This window comes from Acidobacteriota bacterium (assembly GCA_028875575.1).
Lineage (GTDB): Bacteria > Acidobacteriota > Terriglobia > Versatilivoradales > Versatilivoraceae > Versatilivorator.
Window position 1 is genome coordinate 1 of record JAPPDF010000010.1, and the last position, 22,367, is coordinate 22,367.

Annotated in this window: 17 protein-coding genes; 2 read left to right on the forward strand and 15 right to left on the reverse strand. The window is 61.2% G+C overall.

Annotation, left to right across the window (positions count from 1 at the left end; all coding sequences use genetic code 11):
* From OXI69_01735 to rsmA, 6 genes are all read right to left on the reverse strand, one after another.
* A partial coding sequence (locus OXI69_01735; protein ID MDE2664853.1) for a hypothetical protein occupies positions 1–210 on the reverse strand: 210 nt, incomplete at its 3' end.
* A 31-nt stretch (positions 211–241) separates the two neighbouring features.
* Positions 242–1,492 carry a hypothetical protein gene (locus OXI69_01740; GenBank protein MDE2664854.1) on the reverse strand — a complete coding sequence of 417 codons (1,251 nt, stop codon included), beginning with the start codon at positions 1,490–1,492 and terminating at the stop codon, positions 242–244.
* Positions 1,492–2,316, reverse strand: a complete 825-nt coding sequence (locus OXI69_01745; GenBank protein MDE2664855.1) for an outer membrane lipoprotein-sorting protein — start codon at positions 2,314–2,316, stop codon at positions 1,492–1,494. The genes OXI69_01740 and OXI69_01745 overlap by 1 nt, the downstream gene beginning before the upstream one ends.
* Positions 2,313–4,595: an MMPL family transporter gene (locus OXI69_01750; GenBank protein MDE2664856.1), complete on the reverse strand. Its 2,283-nt coding sequence runs from the start codon at positions 4,593–4,595 to the stop codon at positions 2,313–2,315. Before OXI69_01750 ends, OXI69_01745 begins: the two co-directional genes overlap by 4 nt.
* A 159-nt stretch (positions 4,596–4,754) precedes the next feature.
* A complete protein-coding gene (locus tag OXI69_01755; protein ID MDE2664857.1) occupies positions 4,755–5,852 on the reverse strand; it encodes a hypothetical protein in 1,098 nt (365 codons plus the stop codon).
* Between the two features lie 309 nt (positions 5,853–6,161).
* The gene (gene rsmA, locus OXI69_01760; protein MDE2664858.1) at positions 6,162–6,995 is read right to left on the reverse strand and encodes a 16S rRNA (adenine(1518)-N(6)/adenine(1519)-N(6))-dimethyltransferase RsmA; all 834 of its coding nucleotides are present in this window, start codon (positions 6,993–6,995) and stop codon (positions 6,162–6,164) included.
* A gap of 150 nt (positions 6,996–7,145) precedes the next feature.
* Here rsmA and glgA point away from each other — a divergent pair, with 150 nt between their 5' ends.
* A complete protein-coding gene (gene glgA / locus OXI69_01765; GenBank protein ID MDE2664859.1) occupies positions 7,146–8,594 on the forward strand; it encodes a glycogen synthase GlgA in 1,449 nt (482 codons plus the stop codon).
* Positions 8,595–8,726: 132 nt separating this feature from the next.
* Entirely contained in the window at positions 8,727–10,034 is a 1,308-nt protein-coding gene (locus OXI69_01770) for an adenylosuccinate synthase (protein ID MDE2664860.1), read from the forward strand.
* An 18-nt stretch (positions 10,035–10,052) separates the two neighbouring features.
* On the opposite strand, the gene rmuC is transcribed toward OXI69_01770, so the two are convergent.
* The 9 genes from rmuC to OXI69_01815 form a co-directional block, all read right to left on the reverse strand.
* The gene (gene rmuC, locus OXI69_01775) at positions 10,053–11,357 is read right to left on the reverse strand and encodes a DNA recombination protein RmuC (protein ID MDE2664861.1); all 1,305 of its coding nucleotides are present in this window, start codon (positions 11,355–11,357) and stop codon (positions 10,053–10,055) included.
* A gap of 64 nt (positions 11,358–11,421) precedes the next feature.
* Entirely contained in the window at positions 11,422–13,413 is a 1,992-nt protein-coding gene (locus OXI69_01780) for a TonB-dependent receptor (GenBank protein ID MDE2664862.1), read from the reverse strand.
* A gap of 53 nt (positions 13,414–13,466) precedes the next feature.
* Positions 13,467–14,882, reverse strand: coding sequence for an aldo/keto reductase (locus tag OXI69_01785; protein MDE2664863.1), 1,416 nt, complete (start codon positions 14,880–14,882; stop codon positions 13,467–13,469).
* Positions 14,883–14,916: 34 nt separating this feature from the next.
* Positions 14,917–16,296: a dihydrolipoyl dehydrogenase gene (lpdA, locus tag OXI69_01790; GenBank protein MDE2664864.1), complete on the reverse strand. Its 1,380-nt coding sequence runs from the start codon at positions 16,294–16,296 to the stop codon at positions 14,917–14,919.
* Positions 16,297–16,392: 96 nt separating this feature from the next.
* Entirely contained in the window at positions 16,393–17,565 is a 1,173-nt protein-coding gene (locus OXI69_01795) for a dihydrolipoamide acetyltransferase family protein (GenBank protein MDE2664865.1), read from the reverse strand.
* Positions 17,566–17,823: 258 nt separating this feature from the next.
* Positions 17,824–19,059: an O-antigen ligase family protein gene (locus OXI69_01800; GenBank protein ID MDE2664866.1), complete on the reverse strand. Its 1,236-nt coding sequence runs from the start codon at positions 19,057–19,059 to the stop codon at positions 17,824–17,826.
* A gap of 58 nt (positions 19,060–19,117) precedes the next feature.
* Entirely contained in the window at positions 19,118–19,849 is a 732-nt protein-coding gene (locus OXI69_01805; protein MDE2664867.1) for a methyltransferase domain-containing protein, read from the reverse strand.
* A 452-nt stretch (positions 19,850–20,301) separates the two neighbouring features.
* Complete coding sequence (locus tag OXI69_01810; GenBank protein ID MDE2664868.1) at positions 20,302–21,426, reverse strand: tRNA-dihydrouridine synthase family protein; 1,125 nt, start codon at positions 21,424–21,426, stop codon at positions 20,302–20,304.
* Positions 21,427–21,488: 62 nt separating this feature from the next.
* Positions 21,489–21,977: a tetratricopeptide repeat protein gene (locus OXI69_01815; GenBank protein ID MDE2664869.1), complete on the reverse strand. Its 489-nt coding sequence runs from the start codon at positions 21,975–21,977 to the stop codon at positions 21,489–21,491.
* Positions 21,978–22,367 lie beyond the last annotated feature (390 nt).

A 22,367-nucleotide genomic window follows, 5' to 3' on the forward strand; every position in this document is an offset into this window, starting at 1 on the left:
GACCAGCATTCTGGCACGGTCGAATTCGGCCTTGACAACCCTGTTCAAGGCGGTCTCCCGCAGCCTGCCCGGTACCGCGCAGCCGCATGCAGCCAACCCTTTCGCATGCTGAACGGTGAGGATCGAAGTGTATTCCCGTGCGCTGGAACGAGGTTCGGCGGGCCGGCAGTAGAGGAGGGCATGAGCTGCAAGACGCCCGATCACGTCCATTCCACCCAGTCGAGTTCCTGGTGAATGCCGGCTAGAAATTGTAGATAACGCTGAACGAAAGGAAGCTGTCGCGCCGTGTCTGATGGAGGATGTCGGATTCGTCCACGCGGGGAAACGCGATCGATTCCACGCTGAGCGACCAGCGATCCGTAATACGCCGGTTGAATTCCAGGGTCACCACCTGCGAGGAACGGGTCGCATCGAACATGATGCCGGCCAGCAACTCCGTTCCCTGGACGTCGTTCGGCGCCCAGCGCGCGGCCACGAACACGTCGTTGTCGAAGAAATTGGTTGCGTTGCCTCCCCGCCCGTCGTAGTTCCACTCGCCCAGAAGACTGATGTCGTGGGCCGATCCCCAGACCGAATAGAAGGTGTATTCAAAACCGGAGACCATGGCTCCGTAGTTCTGCTTCACCCCCCGAAGGTTGCGCGCGCCGGACCGCTGAATCGTTTCGAGCTTGAGCAGCCAGGCGCCGAGCGTAAGCTGAGCGTCCAGACCCAACTGGCGGATCTGCTCGTAGTAGGGCCGCAAGACAGGAACCCCACCCGAGTTCAAATCCGGTTGCAGAAAGGGTTCGCGGCTGGTGCCGTCAAAGACGCTGGCGCCGATGTCCAGGGGGCCGAAACTGTGGCTGTAACGGGCTGCGACATCAAAGTGCCACTGGTTGGCGCGGCTCTCGTAGAGAGGATTGTCCGTGTCGACGGCCAGCGAGTAGCGCAGGCGGCCCCCGGGTCCCGGGAACGTGCGGGTGCGGTGATAGGGCAGGCCGAAAACCTCGACCACCCCCCAATCTGCGGACCAGGTGAGATGGGCCATGGGCTGGCCCAGCTTTTCCTCTTCGTCAGGATGTTCGATCAGATCGGTCTGGTTGACGATATCGACCAGGTGGCGCGATTCCGCCACGCCCCAGAACACCCGGTCGACCCCTAGTCGCAACTCCCATTCACCGCTGCCGCCCTGGCCGAACAACAGCAGATAGGCTTCGCGCAGGTCGAAATGGGTTCGGCGAGGGTCGGCGCTGTCGTAGCGGAAAAAAGGAGTCAGGGTGAGGCTGCGGCCACGGGTGTCTTCAAGATGGAATTCCGGTTCCGCTACCAGGCCGCTGGCATGCCCGCTCTGCTCCGGAAAGGTTCCGGACTGGGGATGCCAGCGGCTTTCCAGTCTCAGGCGTCCGGAAGCATCGAAGTCAATGAGCGGAGCTGGAAACCCTGGCGCCACCCCGAACAAGGCCATCCAAATCGAAACCAGAACGATGTGGATATGGGCTGCGCGCCACCTCATCAACGGATTCGTCTCAGCCCTGTTCGTGTGAAGTCGTTCTCGTTCAGATTGTTCTGGAATTGAAATTCCGTCCACGTCAGAGTCGTGCTCTTGCCGGTGATGTGATTGACCATCGTCATCTTGCCCGCATACCAGTAGCGGTCCAGATACTGGCGGTAGTCTGCAACCGAAAGTGTCTTCAGGTGGGCGTTCTTGCGATCGTAGTAGTCGACCTTCCAGACGCGCAATTCGTCCCGGTCCTGCCAGACCAACTGGCGGCTGTAGCCGGACCGTGGGTTCACCGGAATGCGTTCCGAGACCGTGCAGGTCAGATCCCCGCAGGGCTCCTCCCGCAAATAACGATAGGTAAACTTCTCTACCTCCGGGGTCCCCATGTCTTCATAAGCGAATTCACTGCCCATGAAGGAGCCGGACTGGTTCGACGAGCTGATCCTCTTGACCCGTCTCAGCGCAGGCAGATAGAGCCACTGTTCGTCATCTTTCTCCCTGTGGGAGTGGATCAGCAACGCGGTTCCCTTCACGTCGCGCGGCTCGTCGAACACGAACAGGTTCTTATCTCCCTCTCCCGGCACCTCCAAAACCTGCAAACGCAACTGGCGCCGACTCTCCTGCCCTCCCCGGTTGCGAAGCACCATGGTCTGGCGGGCGCTGAAATCACCGAAGCCATCGCCGCGCTCACGCGCGTCCTGCGCGATTTTGAGGCCTCGGGCCTCTGGGTCCGCCTCCTGGCTCAACGACGGAGTCCAGGCGAACAATAACGCCCAAAGGGCCAGACAGGTCGTGCAATACAGGAATGGCCGACGGCGGATGTAGAGATGATTCATCTTTTGTCTCCATCGATGGCCATCAGCAGGGGCGGAAGCAGCAGGAAATCGGCCAGAAGCGCAAACCCCAGCGTGATGGCGACCAGCAGGCCCAGCACGGAGCTGACCTGAAATCCCGATGAAGCAAACACCAGAAAACTTGCCGACAAAACCGCGGTCGTGGTCCACAAGGCATGACCGACGGTCCGGAAGGTGGCACGCACGGACTCGGGTGCGGAGGCGCCCCTGCGGCGGGCTTCCAGGTACTTGCTCATGAAATGGATGGTGTCGTCCACTACGATGCCGAATGCCACGGCGCAGACAACCGAAGCGGAAAGACCTACCTGGCCCACCAGGTAGCCCCACAGACCGAAGCTCATGGCCGCGGGAATGAAGTTGGGAAACAGGCTGACCAGACCGAAGCGCAGGCTCTTGAACGTGCCGACAAGGATCAGCGAAATCAGGGCCATGGCCGCAATCGTACTGCGCAGCATGCTCTCGATGTTTCTCTGGGCCAAGTGGGCGAAGACCATGGTGACGCCCGATGCTTCTCCGGTCAACCCGGGCGCGTTGGCCCTGACCCACTCCTGGGCACGCTGGTCCAGTTGGCGCAGACCCCGTGCGGACGCATTGGCCACCACGGTCATGCGCGTGGCCGACTTGGCGACGTCGATGCGGTCATTCAAGTCATTGCCAAGCGGCAGCGACAGCTCGTAAAGCAGCAGATTCTGGGCTGCCAGCGCCGGGTCCTCCGGTATCCGATAGAAAGCAGGGTCGTCGCCGTGCATGTTCTTGTTCAGGCGTTTCATGACGTCGGGAAACGACTGAACGAAGTTCACCTCCGGCTGATCCCGGTACCATTCGGCAAAAGAGTCGGCCGTGCGCAGATAGGCCGGATCGGTGATACCGCCTTCACTCCCCGAGTCCAGGGAGTACTCGAGCATGTCCAGCCCGGTCAGGTTTTCGATGACGAAGTCGGTATCGTTGCGGAAACTGTAACGCTGATCGAAATAACGCGTCCAGTTATCGCTCAACTCGACTCGTGGAACTCCGGCAACCAGGACCACCGTCACAATGGAGGCCACTACCAGCAGGACCTTGCGCCGTTCCACCACGAAGGCGCCGAAGCGGTCGAAGAAGCCGGGACGGTCGGATGGAGTCGGTGGCGGGTGCAACGGCAGAATCGAAAGCACGGCCGGCAGAAACGTCATTGAGTAAACGAAGATGCACAGCAGGCCAAAAGCCACCATATTGCCCAGAACATGGAAGGGAGGCGATTCCGAGGCATTCAGGCTCAGAAATCCGATCGTGGTCGTCAGCGCGGCCAGAAAGACCGGGTAGGCGTTGATCCGAAGCGATTTGCGGATCGCCTCCTCCCGGCTCTGCCCCTCCCGGAGCCCAGCCAGGGTGCTGGTGACGATGTGGACCGCGTGCGCAACGGCTATGGCCATGACGATGATCGGCACGCCGGCGCTGGCAGGGCTGAAGACCTGGTCCGTCCAACCGGCGAAACCCATGGTGCCGACGATGACGAGCACCACCACCGCCACGATCGCCAGTGTTGCCAAAACCGACTTCAACAGCAAAGCCGAGCTCACGATGATGATCAGGAACACGATCGGCACCAGAGTCTGCATGTCGGTTGCGGTCGCCTCGGCGAGCACTCGATTCATGACCACGTCGCCGGTCAGGTAGTAGGAGATATCGGGATGGCGTTTCCGGGCCTCGGTGAGCAGTCCGTTGATGTGATCGGTAATTTCGATCACTCCCAGGTCCGAATTTTCGGGCAGCAGGAAGTTGATGGTGAGTCCGCCCACGCGTCCGTCGGTGGAGACCAGGCGGCCGGCCACGCCCACCTCCTCCAGCGCGATCGACTCGACCCGCGCCAAGTCGGCGTCGCTCAATGTGGCGGCACCCTCGACAAGCGGCCCGACCGCCAGGTCGTCCTCTCCAAGAGCCTCGCTGTGGGTGTAGTTCGTAAGCGAATCCACCCGGATGGAGTGGGGCGTGCGCCAAGCGGCTTCGGTCAATTCCTCGATGGCGCCCAGGACCTCGCGCGTAAACACCGATCCTTCCCGAGGGGCCACGGCGATCATGGCCGTGTTGGGCGAGGCGTAGGTGTTCCCCAGCGCATCGAACGCCTTCAGTTGCGGGTTGTCTTCGCTGAAAAGGACGCGGTAGTCGTTGGTGACCAGGATGCCTGGAGCGCCCGAGGCAAGGATCAATATGATGACCAATGCGACTCCGACGACCAGCCACCGGCGGCGGAGAATGAGGTCAATGTATCGATCCAATCGCATTACAGATCCCTGGGTCGAATTCTCGTGAGGGTTGTCCTGGCCGCCTCTCTGCGAACCGGACACGCCCGCACGGTGCCCATCTTATACCGATGACAGGTTTTGCGAACTACCGAAACTCGGACAAGCGGAAAAACTCAAGGCGTGATGGAGTCGCCGTCGCTACACGAACCGCACCAACCTTACATTCAGCGTCCGAGTCTGACCACCGGCGACCTTCCATTGGACCAGAATCGGGCTCTGGTAGGTGCCCCAGCCGATCTCACCGATCCCTTCGCCTCGGCGGTCCAGAATCGGCAGGCTGATCTCCCGCTTCATCCGCAGAAAATGGGCAAACGGAATTGCCAGCGCCCGGTTGACGAGCAGCTCCACCACGGAACGCCGGACGCCTACCCGATCCACGATCTCGTTGAAGATCTGCACGGCGTCGTACTGCGCATAGTTGAGGGCCTTGGTCGGGATGGCCAGGGGCGCCTGGATTGCCTCCTTGCCTATCCGCGCCATGAAACGAAGGGGATTTTTCAGCACATCCCGAAGATCGTGGGTCATGAGCAGGGTTTCGTACTCGTTAACCGTCAGGCCTGCATGGCGCTCGTTCGCGGGAAGGGACAGGTCGAAACGGCCGAATGACACCTGGTGTTCCTGCGCCAGCCTTTGTAGCTGGCTGATGAGGCCGATACGCGGGTCACGCAGGTTCTGGGCGTCGATGGAGTGCGGCGACGCCGCCACCTGTAGCTGCGCCCGGGCGACATCCTCCTCGCCGTTGTATGCAATCACCGTCGTGCGCCGACTCCGGGTGCCGCCCGAATGGACCCCGTCCAGCTCTACGAACCAAACCGGCTCGTTTCCAGGCAGCTCGTACGACGCGCAGTTCCGCAGTCCGCCCCCCATGAACATGAGGTGGGAGTCGGCGTTTAGTGGCTCGACGGCGCGCTGTTGGTCGGAAAGTTCGGTCCGCAAGTTGAGCTTGTCGTGGATGTAGCCGGCGTCGGGAGGAAAGAGCTGCTGGAAAACCTTGAGGTAGTCCCGGATGTTGACGCTGTCGTGTTCCAGCAGTTCGACGAGGCGCTGGTCCAGATAGCCGGCCGTGGTGTGGTCCGAGATGTAGAACTCCTTGGAATACCGGGTGAAATCCGACTTGAACTCCTCTCTCAACCTGCGCCTTACATCGAACAGGCCAACGCGGAAAGTCGGCTTGATCCGCAGTGTGGCATGGAAGGGCGCCCCTCCGCTATTGGTGTGCCGGTTTACCAGGATCATCGTCGGTCATCCTCACTCTTGTGCAGAGTAGTCAAAAACGGGTCGGTCAGGACCTGCCCCCGGGAGGGATGGCATCCCCTAATAGGGAGGCGGAACAACGCGGTCCGCTACCCGTAACCTGCACCGCAAAGAATATCAGAAATCCTGTCATCCCCGAATTCATGGACAGATAGGACCTACCATACTCAAGCCGCCGCTTGCAAGGCAAGGCATTATCGCGCCTGAACCGGAGGCTCGAAACCCAGTCGCTCAATCGACCGGCGCTGTTTCGGGCTGGTCAATCGTACTCGTTCCATGCGGAGAGACGGCTCACCGAAGATCCAGGGGCCGACTGGTCTCCCGGAACGAGCCAAAAAGCTGCAGGAAGTGGGTCAGGGAGACCTCCTCCGCGCGAACCGTTCCGGGATAGCCGAGTTTTCGCAATGTTTGGTCCAGCCGTTCCCAGGCGTCCGGTTGGACCTTACCGAGGCAATTCCTGAGCGTCTTTCGCCTCTGGGAGAATGCCTGCTTGACGAATCCGAAGAAAAGGCTCTCCTCCGCTTGGCCCAAGGGGCGGTGGTGGCGGGGAACCAGGCGAACCACCCTGGAATCCACTTTGGGTTTGGGCTTGAAAGCCTGCGGTGGAACGTCAAAAAGCCGCTGGGGACGGAAATGGTACTGGACGATCAGTGACAGCACTCCATAGTCCCGGCCCCCGGGTCCGGCCGCCAGGCGATCGGCTACCTCGGCTTGCAACATGACCACTGCCAGGTCGATGACATCGGAGTGACGGGCGAGATGTTGCAGAATCGGGGACGAAATGGCGTAAGGGAGGTTGCCCACCACCCTGAAGCCGTTGCTGGGGTGGCGCTTGCGAATCTCGCCCAGGTCCAGGGCAAGGATGTCGCGATTGAGGAACTCGATCCCGGGACCGCGGAATCGCTGCCGCAATCGCGACCACAGAAGGGCATCCACCTCTACCCCGACATAACGGCAGCCCTGGCCAACCAGATTCCCGGTCAAGGCGCCGGTACCGCACCCGATCTCCACGACCGTGTCGCCCTCTTCCAGGTCCAGGCCGGCCACGATCTTCCTGGCCAGCGAGGGGTGTTTCAGGAAGTGCTGCCCCAGCCTCTTGTTGGCCCGCGCGGGTTGCTGTTGCATCGACGGTCGAGAATTTGTAATCTGAGCTGTTTGCGTTATCCGGCTCCTGCCTGTCCGGCCCACCGGTCAGGCGGCCAGGCGAAAGGCTCGCAGCCGTTTGGCCTGGATGAGCTTAACCCGCTGGAGTCGGATGGATCAAGAAAGGGCGGCATGCGCATTCTGTTCGTCGCTTCCGAGGTGGTGCCGTGGGCCAAGACCGGCGGATTGGGAGATGTTCTGGGCGCCCTGCCCAAGACCCTCCGCCGGCTCGGTCAGGATGTCTCGGTGGTTCTGCCCCGGTATCGCGGGATCGAAGCCGGGCGTCGGCGCATCGCCAGCCTCACGGTTCCGCTGGGAGACCGACTGAGGTTCTGTCCTGTCTTTGAAACCACCCGCCGTCAGGTCAGGTTTTTCTTCATCGACTATCCCCCTTACTATGATCGCGACGGATTGTATCAGGCGGGCCGGCGAGACCATCCGGACAACGCCGAACGCTTTGCGCTGCTCTCCCTGGCAGCTCTGGAGCTTGCCAAGCGCTCGGCTTTCGCACCCGACGTCATTCATTGCCACGACTGGCACACGGCCCTCATCCCGGCTTATCTGAAAACGATTTATGCTTCCGATCCCTTTTTCCGTTGCACCCGGACGCTTCTGACCATCCACAACCTGGCCTATCAGGGGAAGTTCCCCAGGTCGACGCTGAAGAAGATCTCCCTCTCCACCCATCGGTTGAACTCCGGCCAACTCGAGCTGTCGGGAAAGCTCAATTTCCTGAAAGCGGGACTGGTCTTTGCCGACAGGATCAACACGGTCAGCAGGAAGTACAGTCGGGAGGTTCTCACCCCGGAATACGGTTCGGGGCTGGAGGGTGTGCTGAGAACAAGAGCCGGGGAACTGACCGGAATCCTGAACGGCGCCGACTACGATCAATGGGACCCCAAAACCGATCCCAATCTGGCCGCCAACTATTCGGCTCATTCCCCGGAAGGCAAACAGGACTGCAAACGGGATCTGCTGGAGACCTACGGCCTGCCCCGCAATGGCCGTCGTCCGCTGGTCGGCATCGTCTCCCGCCTGACCGGTCAGAAGGGATTCGACCTTCTTCCCCATGCCGCCCCGAAATTTATCGCTGAAGGCTTTTCCCTGGTGGTCCTGGGCACGGGCGAGGAGAGGTACGCCCGCTTCTTTCGCGGTCTCCAGCAAAAATTCCCCGACTATGTCTCGGTCAAAATTATGTATCATGACGGTTTGGCCCATAAGGTGGAGGCGGGAGCCGATCTCTTTCTCATGCCTTCCCGCTACGAACCCTGCGGGCTGAATCAGATCTACTCGCTGAAGTACGGCACCGTTCCTGTGGTGAGAGCCACCGGTGGTCTGGACGACACCATCGAGGAATACCGGGAAGACGGCGGCGGCAACGGATTCAAGTTCAGCAACTACGATTCGGAAGCGTTGCTGCAGGCGATGCGTCGGGCCTTGCGCGTCTATCGTTCGCCGCAACGTTGGAGGCACCTGGTAGGCAACTGCATGGGACTGGATTTTTCCTGGGAGGTTGCCTCGCGCAGCTACCTGGAACTCTATCGCTCCCTGATCGCCGAAACGAACCAGGGCGCGGAATGACGGCGAGGGTGGACTGGCTGGAGCGGTGTGGTGGTTCCTGACCGCCGGCTCACCCACCGAATGGAGCTGAACAAATCCTGAAGCGGCTGTTGGGGAGTTCGCCGGGAGCCGCTATCCAAACGGACAGAGGCAATGGCCAACATCGTCATCATCGGCGCACAATGGGGGGACGAAGGCAAGGGGAAGATTGTCGACCTGCTGGCCGAAAAATTCGACATCGTTGCCCGCTACCAGGGGGGACACAATGCCGGTCACACGGTGACCATCGACGGCAAGCAGTTCATCCTGCACCTGATTCCCTCGGGCATTCTTCACGGAGGCCGCTTGTGCGTTATCGGCCCGGGAGTCGTCCTCGATCCCAAGGCCTTTTTTGAAGAGCTCGACATGCTGGAGGAAGCCGGGATCCAGGTCCGGGGGAACCTCTTCATCAGCAACCGCGCCCACTTGATCCTGCCCTATCACCGCGCCGTTGAGAAAGCTGCCGAGGAGGCACGAGGCGCCAAGAAGATCGGGACCACCTCCCGGGGGATCGGACCCGCCTACGAGGACAAGACAGGCCGGCGCGGCCTGCGAGTGGTCGATCTCTTCGACGCGGAGAATCTGAGGGAGACGCTATTCGAGCTTACCCGGGAAAAGAACTGCCTGATTCAATCCCTGTATGGGGGCCCACCCCTGGATGCCCGCCAGATCTACAAGGAGTACCTGCAATATGGACGACGGCTGAAGGAATTCGTGGTGGATACCGCCTTTTTTCTGAACGATCAGATCCGACAAGGCAAACGCGTGTTGTTCGAAGGCGCTCAGGGAACCCTGCTGGACGTCGACCACGGGACCTACCCTTACGTCACCTCCTCGAATGCCACAGCCGGAGCGGCTTGCGTGGGATCCGGAGTAGCCCCCTCCTGGATCACTGGGGTTATCGGCATTGCCAAGGCCTACACCACCCGAGTCGGCGGGGGGCCCTTCCCCACCGAAGCCAACGGTACCATTGGAGACGAAATCCGAAGACGTGGAGCCGAATATGGAGCCTCTACAGGCCGGCCCCGCCGATGCGGATGGTTCGATGGCGTGGCCACTTCCTATTCGGCCGTCCTCAACAACCTGCAGGCCATCGTCATCACCAAGCTGGACGTCCTGGACGAATTCGAACAGATTCTGGTCTGTACGGGATATGAGTACCGGGGCTGCCAACTCAAGGAATTCCCGCCGGAGATCAAGGTCCTGGAAACCGTCAAACCGATCTACAAGTCAGTGCCCGGCTGGCAAAGTCCGACGGCAGGCATGCAGGACTACGACGGGCTGCCGGTGAAGGCAAAAGACTATCTCAAGATACTGTCGGATATCACCCGGACGGAATGCTCCTTCATTTCGACAGGTCCTGATCGGGAACACACCATTGTGCTACCCGATTCCTGGACCGCCAGGACCCTCTATCAATAGAACGATTTCCTGGCTCGTTCACTCCTCTTCCTTGCCAATCAGGGCCGGCCTCCCCGAGGATAGCTTCGAGCGGGGCATTTGCTCGACCTGGGACAGCTCGGGAATCTCTTCCTGGGCGGTGGCTCCCAGTTCCTTGAACCTGCGTGCCGCGACCAGAACCCGGGACTCCACCGAGCCCATTGCCCGGTTGTAGGCTTCCACGCTCTTCCCCAAATGACGCCCCATCTCCTCCAGGTGCCTGACCAGGACCGCCAGCCTGTCGTAGAGCGACTTGCCGAGTTCACTGATCTCCCGGGCGTTGGCGGTGACCCGCTCCTGCCGCCAGCCGTAGGCCACGGCGCGCAGCAGAGCAATCAGGGTGGCCGGCGTGGACAGGATCACCCTTTGATTGACCCCTTCCTCGAAGAGCTGGGGATCCTGCTCTATGGCGGCGCTGTAGAAGGATTCCGAGGGAATGAACAGGATGACGAAATCGGGCGTGGTCTCCAACTGGTCCCAATAGGCCTTGCTGCTCAGGTTCTGTAGATGGACCCGCACCTGGCGGGCATGGTTCTGGAGGTGAGCCTGGCGCTGCTGATCGTCGGTTGCCTCCAGGGCGTCCAGGTAGGACAGCAATGGAACCTTGGAGTCGATCACGAAATGCTTGCCGCCGGGCAGCTTGATAATCATGTCGGGGCGCAGGCGTCCCGACTCGGTGTTGAGGCTCTCCTGCTCCACGAAGTCGCAGTGCTCGATCATCCCCGCCAACTCCACCACCCGGCGCAGCGTCAACTCTCCCCAACGCCCCCGTACGTGGGGGGTGCGCAGGGCCCGCACCAGGTTGCCCGTCTCCTGCTTCAGCTGCTGTTGAGACTGCAGCAGCGACTTCACCTGCTCGGTAATGCTCCCGTAGGCCTCGCGTCGGGATTGTTCAATGGCCTGAATTTGCCGGTCGTAGCGGTCCAGACTTTCCTTGATGGGAGCAACCAGGTTCTCCACTTCCTTCTGGCGCTGCCCCAGGTCTCCCTTGGCTTCCGACTGAAACTTCTCCAGGGTTGTCTTGGCCAGTTCCAGAAAGGCCTGGTTGTTGCTCTTGAGCGCGTCCGAAGAGAGGGCCTTGAAGGCGTCGCGCAGACCCTGACTGGCCTCCTGCAGCAACGCCAGCTTATCTCCGGCAAGACGGCGTTCCCCTTCCAACTGTGTCCGGAGCTGACTGTTTTCACTCTTGATATCGGAAATCTTCTCCATGAGTCGGCTTTCCTTGTCCCTGAAGACAAGAAATGCCGCCAGGGCGCCCAGAAGCAAGGCGGCAGCGATTCCGATCAAACCGAAGAAAACTTCCATAATCTACCCCAATGCGCCGGGTAATGGGTCAGGTAGTACCCTGCCGTACGCGCCACGATGAAAATCAGCGACCGAGCAACCGGACGCGAAGTCCGGCGCGGGCGTAAATGCCCGGATGCGGGAATCCTATAAACTCGTGGTAGCTGCTGTCGAAGACGTTGTCGATCCGCCCGAAAGCCTCCAACCCATGGGGGAGCCGATAACCGAAAACCACGTTGGAGGTCGAATACCCGCCCACGGTCTCCATTTGCGGGACCGGAAGCTGGAAATCGAAGCGCTCGCCCACCCAGAGAATTTCCCATCGCAAGCGGGCCCGTGGATGGAGTTCCCAGTCCACATAGGACCCTCCCCTCCAGCGGGGGCGGTCCCTGAGAGGTTCGGTGGTTCCTTGCAGTTCCCAATCCAGAAACTGCAGATGGCCCCCCAAACGTCCCTTTCCATTCAGTGGCAGGGCGGCTCCGAATTCCACTCCCCGGGTGGTGGCCCGGCTTCGGTTGACGAGCTGAAACAACTGGGGACTGAAGTCGACCAGCTCTCTGAACGAGTTGTAGAAGAGGGCTCCGGACAGATGCAACCGAGACTGCTCCAGCGTGTGCTCGAAGCCGAGGTCCAAACCGCGACTCCTCTCCGGCTGAAGCTCGGGATTGCCGATATTGGGTTCCCCAAGGGCGTAGAAGGAGGGCAGCTTGAACCCGTCTCCCCAACTGGTCTTCAAGCGGGTCCGCTCTCCCAGGGAAACCACCGCGCCCGCTCTGGGAGAGAACACGACGTCGAAGCCTTCGGCACCGTCCACCCGGCCGCCGAAGCTCAGGGTGAGCCGACCGGCCCGATAGAGGATTTCTCCGTTGCCGGCCAGGGTTTGGCGCTCCAGGTCGAAGACGCTGGGTATGAAACCGGCAATCAGAGTGTCGTTGGACCCGTCTTCGTTTCTGACCCGGGCTCCCAGGTTCAGCGACAGTTCCGGCGCCAGGTTCAGTTGGCTGCTGAAACCCGCCCGCAGCCGGTGGAAACCGGTCTGGCTGCTCAGCGGGGGGAGGGAACGAGGGGATGGAGGAAACCCGTCCAGGACTGCTGGAGCCGTATCGTCCTGTTGGCGGGAGAACAGGTCGAAGTCGAAGCCGTAGAGCCAGTCAGGAGAAACCTGCTGCTGGTACTCCATTCTCAGAGTCAGTTGCTCGGCATCGGCAACCTTGGGGTCGCGCAGAATGGAGAATCCAGGGCCGCCGCCGTTTTCCGGAAACCCACGGGAGCGGCTGTCCTGGTAGCGAGTGGTGAACTGAAAAGCCCTGCCCTCTCCCATGGGGACGGCCGATTTGAATGAGACCGTCCCCACCGAGAAGTCATCGTTTTCGACCTGCTCGTCGATGTCAAAGTAGGATCCCGACAGGGACCAGTCGATTCCACCCAACTTGCCTCCGGACTGAAATCCGGCTCGGCCGGAACCGAAGTTGCCCAGCGCCCCCTCTACGGAGAAATGGGGCTCATCCCCTCCGCCTCGGGTGAGAATATTGATAACCCCGCCGATCCCTTCCGACCCGTATAGGGAAGACATGGGTCCGCGAACGATTTCGACCTGCTCCACGTTGTCCGTGCTCAAGGTGGAGAAGTCCACCGCGCCCCCAAGGAGGTTGGTGGTATCGTTCACCGGAACCCCGTCGATCATGACCAGGGTGAAGTTGGCCTCGCCCCCCCGCAGGGATACGGTCGTCAACCCGCCCCGGCCCCCGGTCTGTGACAAGTAGAGAAACGGGACCTGGCGCAGCAGGTCGGCCATGCTTTCGGCTCGGCTGTTTTCCACGAACTCCCTGGTGAGGATGGTCACCGAAGCCGAACTCGCCGAGAGGGGAATGGCCTCGGCCGAGACCGTAACCACGATCGGATCGGGCTCAATGGAGGGAGATCGGGCCGCTGGCGGATTCTGGCAGAACCCGCCAGCCGTCAGGAGCAGAAGCACCGCCGAAGGTGTCGCCAGGCTCGACCTGGTGCCGCGTTGTGCCAGGAGGGCAAACAATCCCCGCAGAACGAAAGCGGTAGAGGATTGAACGCGACAACTCACAGTTTCGCCCCTTTACCGAGGGTGCGCCGCCCCTAGTGTCCTGTAACAGAACACTAGTTCGCCGACCGCTTCCGCGAGAACTCCTGCAGAATCGAGAGAGCGTCCACCGGAGGCAGTCCGGGAGTTCCCATGGCATCCCGCACGTAGGCCACCCGTCGCATTCCATTGAGGACGCAGGAGACCCCTTCGAGATTCAAGAGCAGGCTCATGGCGATTTGACTCAGCGACGCCTGGGGCCTCGAATATCCGCACTCCTGCAGCAGGCTCCGAATCCGGTCGGACTCCCTTTGCTGCCGCGACAGCGAGTAACGCTCCAGTTTTTCCAGAACGGTTCGGATGGTCTGAAAGTAGCGTTCCTGCCATTCTTCCCAAAAGGAATCGCCTTGGCAAACTTTTCGGCAATCCTGGACCCACTGTTGCAGGGGTGGGGCCAGATGCCTCTCCACCACCCAGTCCCAATCGGCGGCAGCACGCACCTGGGGAGCTATCTGGAGCAGCATCCCGGACAACCCGTAGTCGGGGCCGCCGAGCAAGGGGACTTTCAGCCGGTCAGCCAACGACCGCTCCAACTGGCGCAGCGGCGCAACCAGCAGCTCCAGATCCCTTGGGCCTCCGGTCCCCGGACCATGACCGGAAAAATCGGCCAGCCGAAACATCCGATTGTCGGAGAAGGCATTGAGGGGGCGATTGATGAGCACCCCCAGTCCTTCCCGCCGGCAGAATTCAAGGGCGCTCAGACCGTCGTTGTTGCGCTCCAGGGCACCGCCGCTCTCGTAGAGGTTGAGCGGCAACTGGACCACTCGGAAGCGATGGTCGGGTGAGATCCCTTCCGCCTGGTGGAGACACCGCTGGATGCTGGTCATGGTTGGATCCGAAGGGGACAAACCGTAATTGTTGGAGCTGATGCCGTACCAGCCGATGCGACCCTCCTTTGCCTGGTCCTCCAGGAAACGGAAGGCCTGTCCGATGCGCCGGTAAAATTCCTGGTGGTCCTGAGGGGTCGGGGAGTGGTGGTGGGCCCGGTGGCTGAGAAAGTATTCCGGGTTGTGCAGCAGAAACACATCCACCCGATCCCGCTTCAGACGCCGGCAGGAGGCACTGAGCTGCGTCTCCAGAAACCGGGGGTGGATACAGTGCCAGATACCCTCGCCGTACTCCACCACCTCCGGGAAGGAATTCTGTTGGGCCAGGGTCATGTTCTGCCCCTGAATGTACCCGGCCTTGGTGACAACCACTCCCCCGGAAGCGCCATCTTCGGAAAGGACCTTGCCCACCAGCGATTCCGACCGGCCGTCGGTGTAGTTGGCGCTGGTGTCGATCAGGTTCCCTTCCCGTTCCAGGTACTCCCGAAGCGAGTCTTCGTGCTCCCCGACGCCCTCGGCGATGCGATAGCAGCCGAATCCCAGGGGATGACAGCGAATACCGGTATCGCCCAGAGATCGATAATAATCCGGAACAGGATGGCTCAAGGACGGAAACCTCGTTGAAGCTGCCGGCTGGCGGTCAGAGGTGGATCGCCCGGCCGAAGGCGGCGGCACCGGCTTCGTGAACGGCTTCACCCAGCGTGGGATGGGCCTGAATGGTGGCCTCGATGTCTTCGAAGGTGGCTCCCAGCGTCATGGCCAACCCAAGCTCTCCGATCAACTCGGTAGCCTCGGAACCAATCAGGTGAGCACCCAGCAATTCCCCGTCGGCTTCGCCAAAAATCAGCTTCACAAATCCCTCGCTCTCTCCAACCGCCAGGGCCTTGCCGTTGGCTCTGAAGGGGAAACGGCCGACGCGGCAGGGCTCGCCCAACTCTCTGGCCGCCCGTTCGGTGAGCCCGACGCTGGCGACTTGAGGATTGCAGTAGGTGCAACTGGGATAGTGGGGGAGCGGCCTGGGCTTCCCGTTCCCGAAAAGGCCCTCGACGGCCTGAACTGCCTGGTAGCTGGCCACATGAGCCAGCCAGGGCGGCCCAATCACATCCCCGGCGGCATAGACGCCCTCGACCGAGGTCCTATAGTCGCCATCCACCTTGATAAAGCCCCGATCGGTTTCGAGTTCCAGCCCGGGTGGCAGGAGCGCATCCACCCCTACGGCCACCAGTACCACCTCAGCCTCCACTCTGCCGGTAGTTCCACCACCGAAGTTCACCTGAACGCCGTACTGAGTCGCCACCCCCTCTTCCACCCGGGCTGAGGTGTGCACCTCGATGCCCTGCCGGCTGAAGGACCGGGCCAGGGCTTGGGACACTTCCTCGTCTTCAACCGGAAGCAGGTTCGGCATCATCTCCAGCAAGGTGACCCGGGTGCCGAAGGCGTTGTAGAAGTAGGCGAACTCCACCCCGATGGCGCCGGCCCCAACGATCACCATGGATGCCGGAGGCGCGTTCAACACCAGGGCCTCCTTGCTACCGATGACCCTCTTACCATCGAAGGGCAGACCCGGCAGCGGACGGGGCCGGACCCCGGTGCTTACCAGGATTCGATCGGCAACCAGTGAACGCGTGGCGCCGTCGGAAAGTTCCGCCGTGACCAGACCCGGCTCGGTCAGCTCCGCCTTGCCCGCCAGGTAATCGACCCGGTTTTTTCGAAACAGGTAGGCGATGCCTCCGGCGAGCTGGTCGGCTACTTTTCGGCTTCTTCCCATGATCCTGGACCACTCAAAGGACAATCCCTCGAATCTCAGACCAAAATCTCCGGCGCGATCTTTCAGAAGCCGATAGAGTTCGGCGTTGCGCAGCAACGACTTGCTGGGGATGCAGCCCCAGTTCAGGCAGGTTCCTCCAGCCCGATCCATCTCGATGCAAGCCACTTTCCTGCCCAACTGCGCCGCCCGAATGGCGCCCATGTACCCCGCGGGGCCGCCTCCAATCACCACCAGGTCGTAGCGCTCAGACATCGTGGGCCTCTCGAGATCGATGAATGGATGGATGGGTTCGGTTCACGGAAGGCATTCGGCGGGCTTTGGTTGGGACCGACTGCAACCGGCCGTGGCCTATAGCAGCAGCAAGGCCGGTTGCTGGAGCAGCCTCCGCATCTGTCCCATGAACTCGGCGGCCACGGCCCCATCGACGACCCGGTGGTCACAACTCAGAGTCAGGTTGATTCGATGGCCTGGACGAATACGATCGTCCTTGTCGACCACAGGCTTTCTGACGATGGCGCCCACTCCAAGAATAGCTGCCTGAGGAGGGTCGATGATGGCTTGAAAACTGTCGATGCCCCTGGCGCCCAGGTTCGAAACGGTAAAGGTGCCGCCGCGATATTCATCCGGGTTCAACCGCTGAGTGCGAGCCCGTTCAATCAGATCCCCGGCCTCCAGACTGATCTGGCGCAGATTCTTGGAATCGGCGTTTCGGATTACCGGTGTCAATAGCCCCTCTTGCAGGCTGACCGCAAACTCCAGGTTCACATGACCATGGCGAAGAATGCCCTCGCCCGTGAAGGAAGCATTGAGTTGCGGCACCCGGGTCAGGGCCATGGCCGTCGCCTTCAACACCAGGTCATTGACGCTCAGCTTGCTTCCCCCCCACTCGTCCAAGGCGGAGTTGACCTGCCCCTGAAACTCCAGCAACGGTTCGGCATCGATCTCGACCTGCAGGTAGAAATGGGGGATGCGGGTCTTGCTTTCCACCATGCGTTCAGCGATGAGCTGCCGCATGGAGCTCAGGGGAACCGGCTGGCTCACGGCCGCGGAGGGCTGGCCCGAAGAAGCCCCGGCGCCGCTTGCAGCCACGACATCTCGATAGAGTATGCGTCCTGAAGGCCCGGAACCCGTCACGCCGGCCAGGTCCAGATTCATTTCCCCGGCGGCTTTTCGTGCCCGGGGCGAGGCCTTCACTCTCTCCGAGGGAGTCGCTCTGCCGGAAGTCCCCACGGCTATTTCAGGAGACGCAACTTCCGCGGCCAAGACGGGGGATTGTGACGGGTGGCCGCCTGCTTCGATCGCAGCCATGGGTTCGCCGACGGAAACTCTTTGGCCTTCCTCAACATGGATTTTCGACAGCACGCCGTCCTCCAGGGATTCCATCTCCATGGTGGCCTTGTCGGTCTCGATTTCCGCCACCAACTCTCCCTTCGCCACCGCCTCTCCTACTCTCTTGAGCCAGCGCACCACCACACCGTCTTCCATGGTGTCACTGAGTTTCGGCATGGTGATCTCAGCCATGGCTGCTCCCGTCGTTCATTCCCGACCCACAAGAGGGGAGGCCTGCCGCTACCTGCTCATTGAGCAAATAAACGGCTTGTCTTCAACAGTCCCGCCCGTATTGTACAGCAGCACTCACTCCAATGAACAACTACGAGAAACGGACCTCCCTGGCCGACAGGCGGCGCCATAACCCTTCCGCAATCCGTTGCGCTTCGTGTCCCTTCGTGGTCCTTCGTGCCGCTTCGTGGATTTCTCCTTTTACTCCCCCGACGATTCTCAGGCGGCACCGGCCGGTTCGGGATCTCGTGGTGCGCTCCCGGCGGTCGGACCCAGGGCATAGGGCGCCGAAACCAGGAACAGAAAGACCATCAACACTTCGGAGTCTCCGAAATTGAACTCGAACAGCCCGGCCAGAAAGAGCGCCAGCAGGCTGAGAAATCCCCCGGCATGGACGGATTTTTCCAGGGAGGGGAGCCTGGCCCGCCTGAAACCCAGCCAGTGGTGTCTCCCCATGCTGAGGATGAGCCAAAGCCAGGCAATGGCGCAGGGAATGCCCCGCTCGGCCGCGAACTGAAGCAGGTTGTTGTGCATATGGATCCAGAAAAAACCCCCTCGTTGACGGGCCCCCTCGTCGGGGTGGTAGTCAAAGAAGACTTCGGAGACTCGCTGGGGACCCACTCCCACCCAGGGGTTCGACCCTACCATCTGCACTCCCGTCCTCCAGATTTCCAGGCGGGCGGCGTTGGAGGGGTGATGCGGATCCCAGATGCTGGCCAGCCGCTGCTGAATGGAATCGGGCAGGCACACCGCCAATATCAGGATGCCGGCCCCGCTGACGAGCACCGTCTTCAGGGTGGGGAACCTCAACCAGGCGGCCACCAACAGGCAGGCGAGACTGGCGATCCAGACGCTCCGGGTCAGCGTCAGAAGCAGCGCCACGCCCAGGAAGCAGACGGCCAACATCCAGAGCGTCCGGCGCTCGGGGGCGGAGAAGAGCAGATGAGCCAGCATGGCCAGGAACACCAGCATCAGTCCACCGCTTAATGTCATCCAATGGCCCATGAAGCCGGTCAAGCGCCCATCCACACTCCCCAGGGAAGGAACCACGTATTGGACCAGGGCAAAACCGGCCGCCACCAGTCCGGCTGCAAAAAGCGCCTGACAGGCCAGACCCACCCTTCTCTTGGAGAAATAGTTGGCCACCAGCAGAATGATGGCAAACAACCAGAACTTGTAGATGGGAGGCAAGCCGATTCCCGGCTCAGGCGAGACCAGCCAGGAGATCAGGGTTGTCCCGACAAAGAGCAGCAGAGGCAGCTTGATGGGAGGGAAACGAAGGATCGTCCGCCGATTCAGGAGGCAGTCAAGCAAAAAACCCAGAATCGCCAATCCAAGGAATATCTGAGATACCGCAATGCTGATCACCGGAAAGACGACCGCCAGGGTCGTCAATCCAAAAACGATGGGATCCAGATGGCTCCTGCACCATTGCACGCCGGCGGAAACGGGCACTCAGGCGACCCCTTGAGATTAAAGAAGGAAATTGCGGCCAGTCGCTTGCCCCGGACGCTTACTTGCGAGCCACCACGACCTGCCGGTCAAAGCCCCAACCTGTCACGTCCTCACCCCGGACCAGGCGGCGCCAACTGAAGCCAGCCGCGCCCAGCCGATCCAGAATATCCGTTCCGTAGTTGCGATAGCAGAGAACGGCCCCTGAACCTCGAAGGCGGTCCCCATGATACTCCGGAGGCAGAAGGTGCTCCAGCCTGCCGTTCACCAGCCGGGCTCTCTCAACGGTTGTCTGGGCGCCTGCCATCGGAACGGTGAACAGCAGCACCCCACCCGGCCTGAGCACACGGAGCAGCTCTCTAAAGCCCTGCAGATCATCGGGAACGTGCTCGAAGACCTCGGTCGAGGTGCAGACGTCGAAGCAGCCGTCAGGGTAGGTCAGTTGCTGCACATCCTGACATTGAACCCCTGCCTTGTATTGTCCGGGCGCCACGTCATCGAAATACTCGGAAAGCGTCAGCTTGCCGGCATGCCGGCGAAGATAGCCCACCAGTGGGCCTCTGGAGGACAACTCGTACACATGGCGGCGCGACAGGTCGGGGAGGACGCCCTTCAGCACGCTCACAAAAGAGAGGGTGGCCGCGCTGGAGCGACACCTGAGGCAGCGAACGGCCATTTCGTAGTCGTCCAGCTTGATGAAACCCGTCCGACCGCACAAGGGACAATCGCCGACCCTTACCCCGACCTTGCGCAAATTCAGCAGTTCCGCGGCCGTCCGTATCTCCCTTAACATGGTCGTGCCTGAAATACTACTGTCTTTGCCCTGTATCAGCCGCCCTGTCGCACTGTCCGGAGCCGAGCTTTGCCTCCCACCGCATCAGCCTTCGCCATTCGGCGCTGCTTTGCGGCGCCGCGATTGCCCCCCTCCGCATCAGCCTTCGCCATCCGGCTCGGCTTCTGCGACTCCCCCTCAAGGGGGGAGTGATAGAGTTCTACTGGAAGCCTTGTGCTGGCCTCAAGAATCACTCCCCCCTTGAGGAGGAGTCGGTGAGACTAGGGCTCCGCCCGCAGTCGAACCGGTGGGGGGGACGGAATCGGCGAGATCGCCACCTACGAGATTCAGCTCACAGTCGAGCCGCTGGGGGCCCGGTCTCCGAGGTTCGTAAGAGGCCCCTGTTTCTCCCACGTATGATCCGCCCACCAGGGAGCGGGCAGGACTTGGCCTGAGAACCCGTTGCCGAAGGGTCACTGAAGTCGAGTGCGTCCTTTCATGGTCTTGGGCGTGTCGAAAAAATCTTCGATCACGCGCCGCGCCGCCTTCAGATCGCGGCAGCGGTTCACCTGGGTGGAAAGGTAGTGCCCGAAAAAAACCCACTTGTGTCCCCAAGCCAGAAAGAGCCGCAGGCGTGGCAATTGCTCGGCCGGAGTAAACCCGGCTTCCAGCCGGTCGCAGAAAAACGATAGTGCCCGCTGGTATTCCCGGCCTTCCTCCTCTGCGGTCCGGGGAGCCCGCTGCCCCTCCCTTCCCCTGGGCTGGGCAAACCCCAACTGCTCGGCCACCTGCCAGAAAATCCAGGGCCTGGCGGTAGCGGCGCGGGCCACCATCACTCCGTCACAACCCGTCTGTTGCAGCATCTTCACAATATCCGAGGCCTGCTGGACATCCCCATTGCCGATGACCGGGATTCGCACCGCATCCCGCACCCTGCCGATGTACTCCCAGTTGGCCTGGCCGCGCCGGTGTTGAGACTGAATGCGCGGATGGAGCGTCACCCAGTCCGCTCCCGCCTGCTCCAGCATTCTGGCAAAGTCTACCAGGTACTCGGGATCGTCCTTGAGGCCGGTCCTCATCTTGACCGAAAGCGGCAGGGACGTCAGCCCCCGGGTGGTGCGCACCACCTCTTCCGCGTACCGGATGTCGCCCATCAGGGCCACGCCCCAGTTGTGCTTGAGGACTTTGCTGACCGGACAGCCCATGTTGATATCGATTCCGGCCGGCGAGAGGGTCATCAACTTTCTGAGCGAAGGCGCGATCCAACACTCATCGTTCCCCAGCAGTTGCGGAATCAGGTCCCGTTCGTCCGCGCCTACCCGGGTCTTGGGGGTCCGGCCGACCTCCTCCCCGGGCAGAATGCGCGTGGATAACATCTCCGTAAAGAGAAGTGTTCCGGCATTGGACGGAAGGTAGGTTCGAACCAGTTGGCGAAATGCCAGGTGCGACAATCCCGCCATGGGCGCGAAGATCACCGGAAAGTTGACCCGAACCCCGTTGCCGAAGGGAACGCGAAACAGCCGGCTGTGCCGCACCCTGGCGGGCGCCGTCTCGCAGGCCGGGACGGATCTCGACTCGGGTTCTTCCACGCTGATCATGCCTTCGTGCCCCTTCGTGGAATTCTTTCTTGGTATGCCTGTCGATCTGAGGAACAGACTCTCTAGTGGACGGTCAGGTCCATCTCACCGATGGCTTTAAGAGCCACCGCGTTCTCGGGATCGATTTCCAGAGCCTGCATGTACTCGTCCAGGGCTTTCATTTGCTCGCCCCTTGCGAGGTAGATGTGCCCCAGGTTCAGGTAGGGGAAGTGCTTGGGATCGTACCGCTTGGCCTTCTTGGCTTTTTCCAGCCAGCCGATGGCCTCGTCCATTTGCCCTTGGCGCATCAGGTAGACACCGATGTCGTTGTAGGGATTCCCGAACTCGGGATCGACCGCAATCGCCAGGTGGCAATCACGGATGGCCTGGTCGAGCATGCCCAGAAAAGATACGGCCCAACCTCGGTAGGTGTAGCCTTCGGCGGTTGGATGGGCGGCAACGCTTCGGTTGAAGAGTCCGACCGCCGTCAGAAAGCGGCCATTGACCAGGTGCTTGACCCCCTCTTCCCAAAGGGTGCGGGCCTGTTTCTGATTCTGATCTTCGGAATTCATGACTGTGGTGAGTAGGATAACCCCCTCGATTGGTTTCAGGCAAGTGCCGCCCCCGCCTGCAGGGCAGATCATTCGAGGGTGAAACAGAGGCCTGTTACGAACCTGGGAGACTGGCCCCCCACCGGCTCGACTGCGGGCGGAGCTTTCGGGGCGCCGCGTTGGCCCCCCTCCGGCTCGGCTGCAGGCTGCGGCCCGGTCGAAGGGACGCCGCGTTTGCCTCGCCGACTCCCCCTCAAGGGGGGAGTGATACCAGAGCGTTGTTGCAGGCCTCAAGAATCACTCCCCCCTTGAGGGGGAGTCGCAGAAGGTACAGACCGCATTCATCCTTTACATCATAAACCGCAAACATGGTTTACACGCTGATAGGGTATCGATCGAGGAGGATAGAGC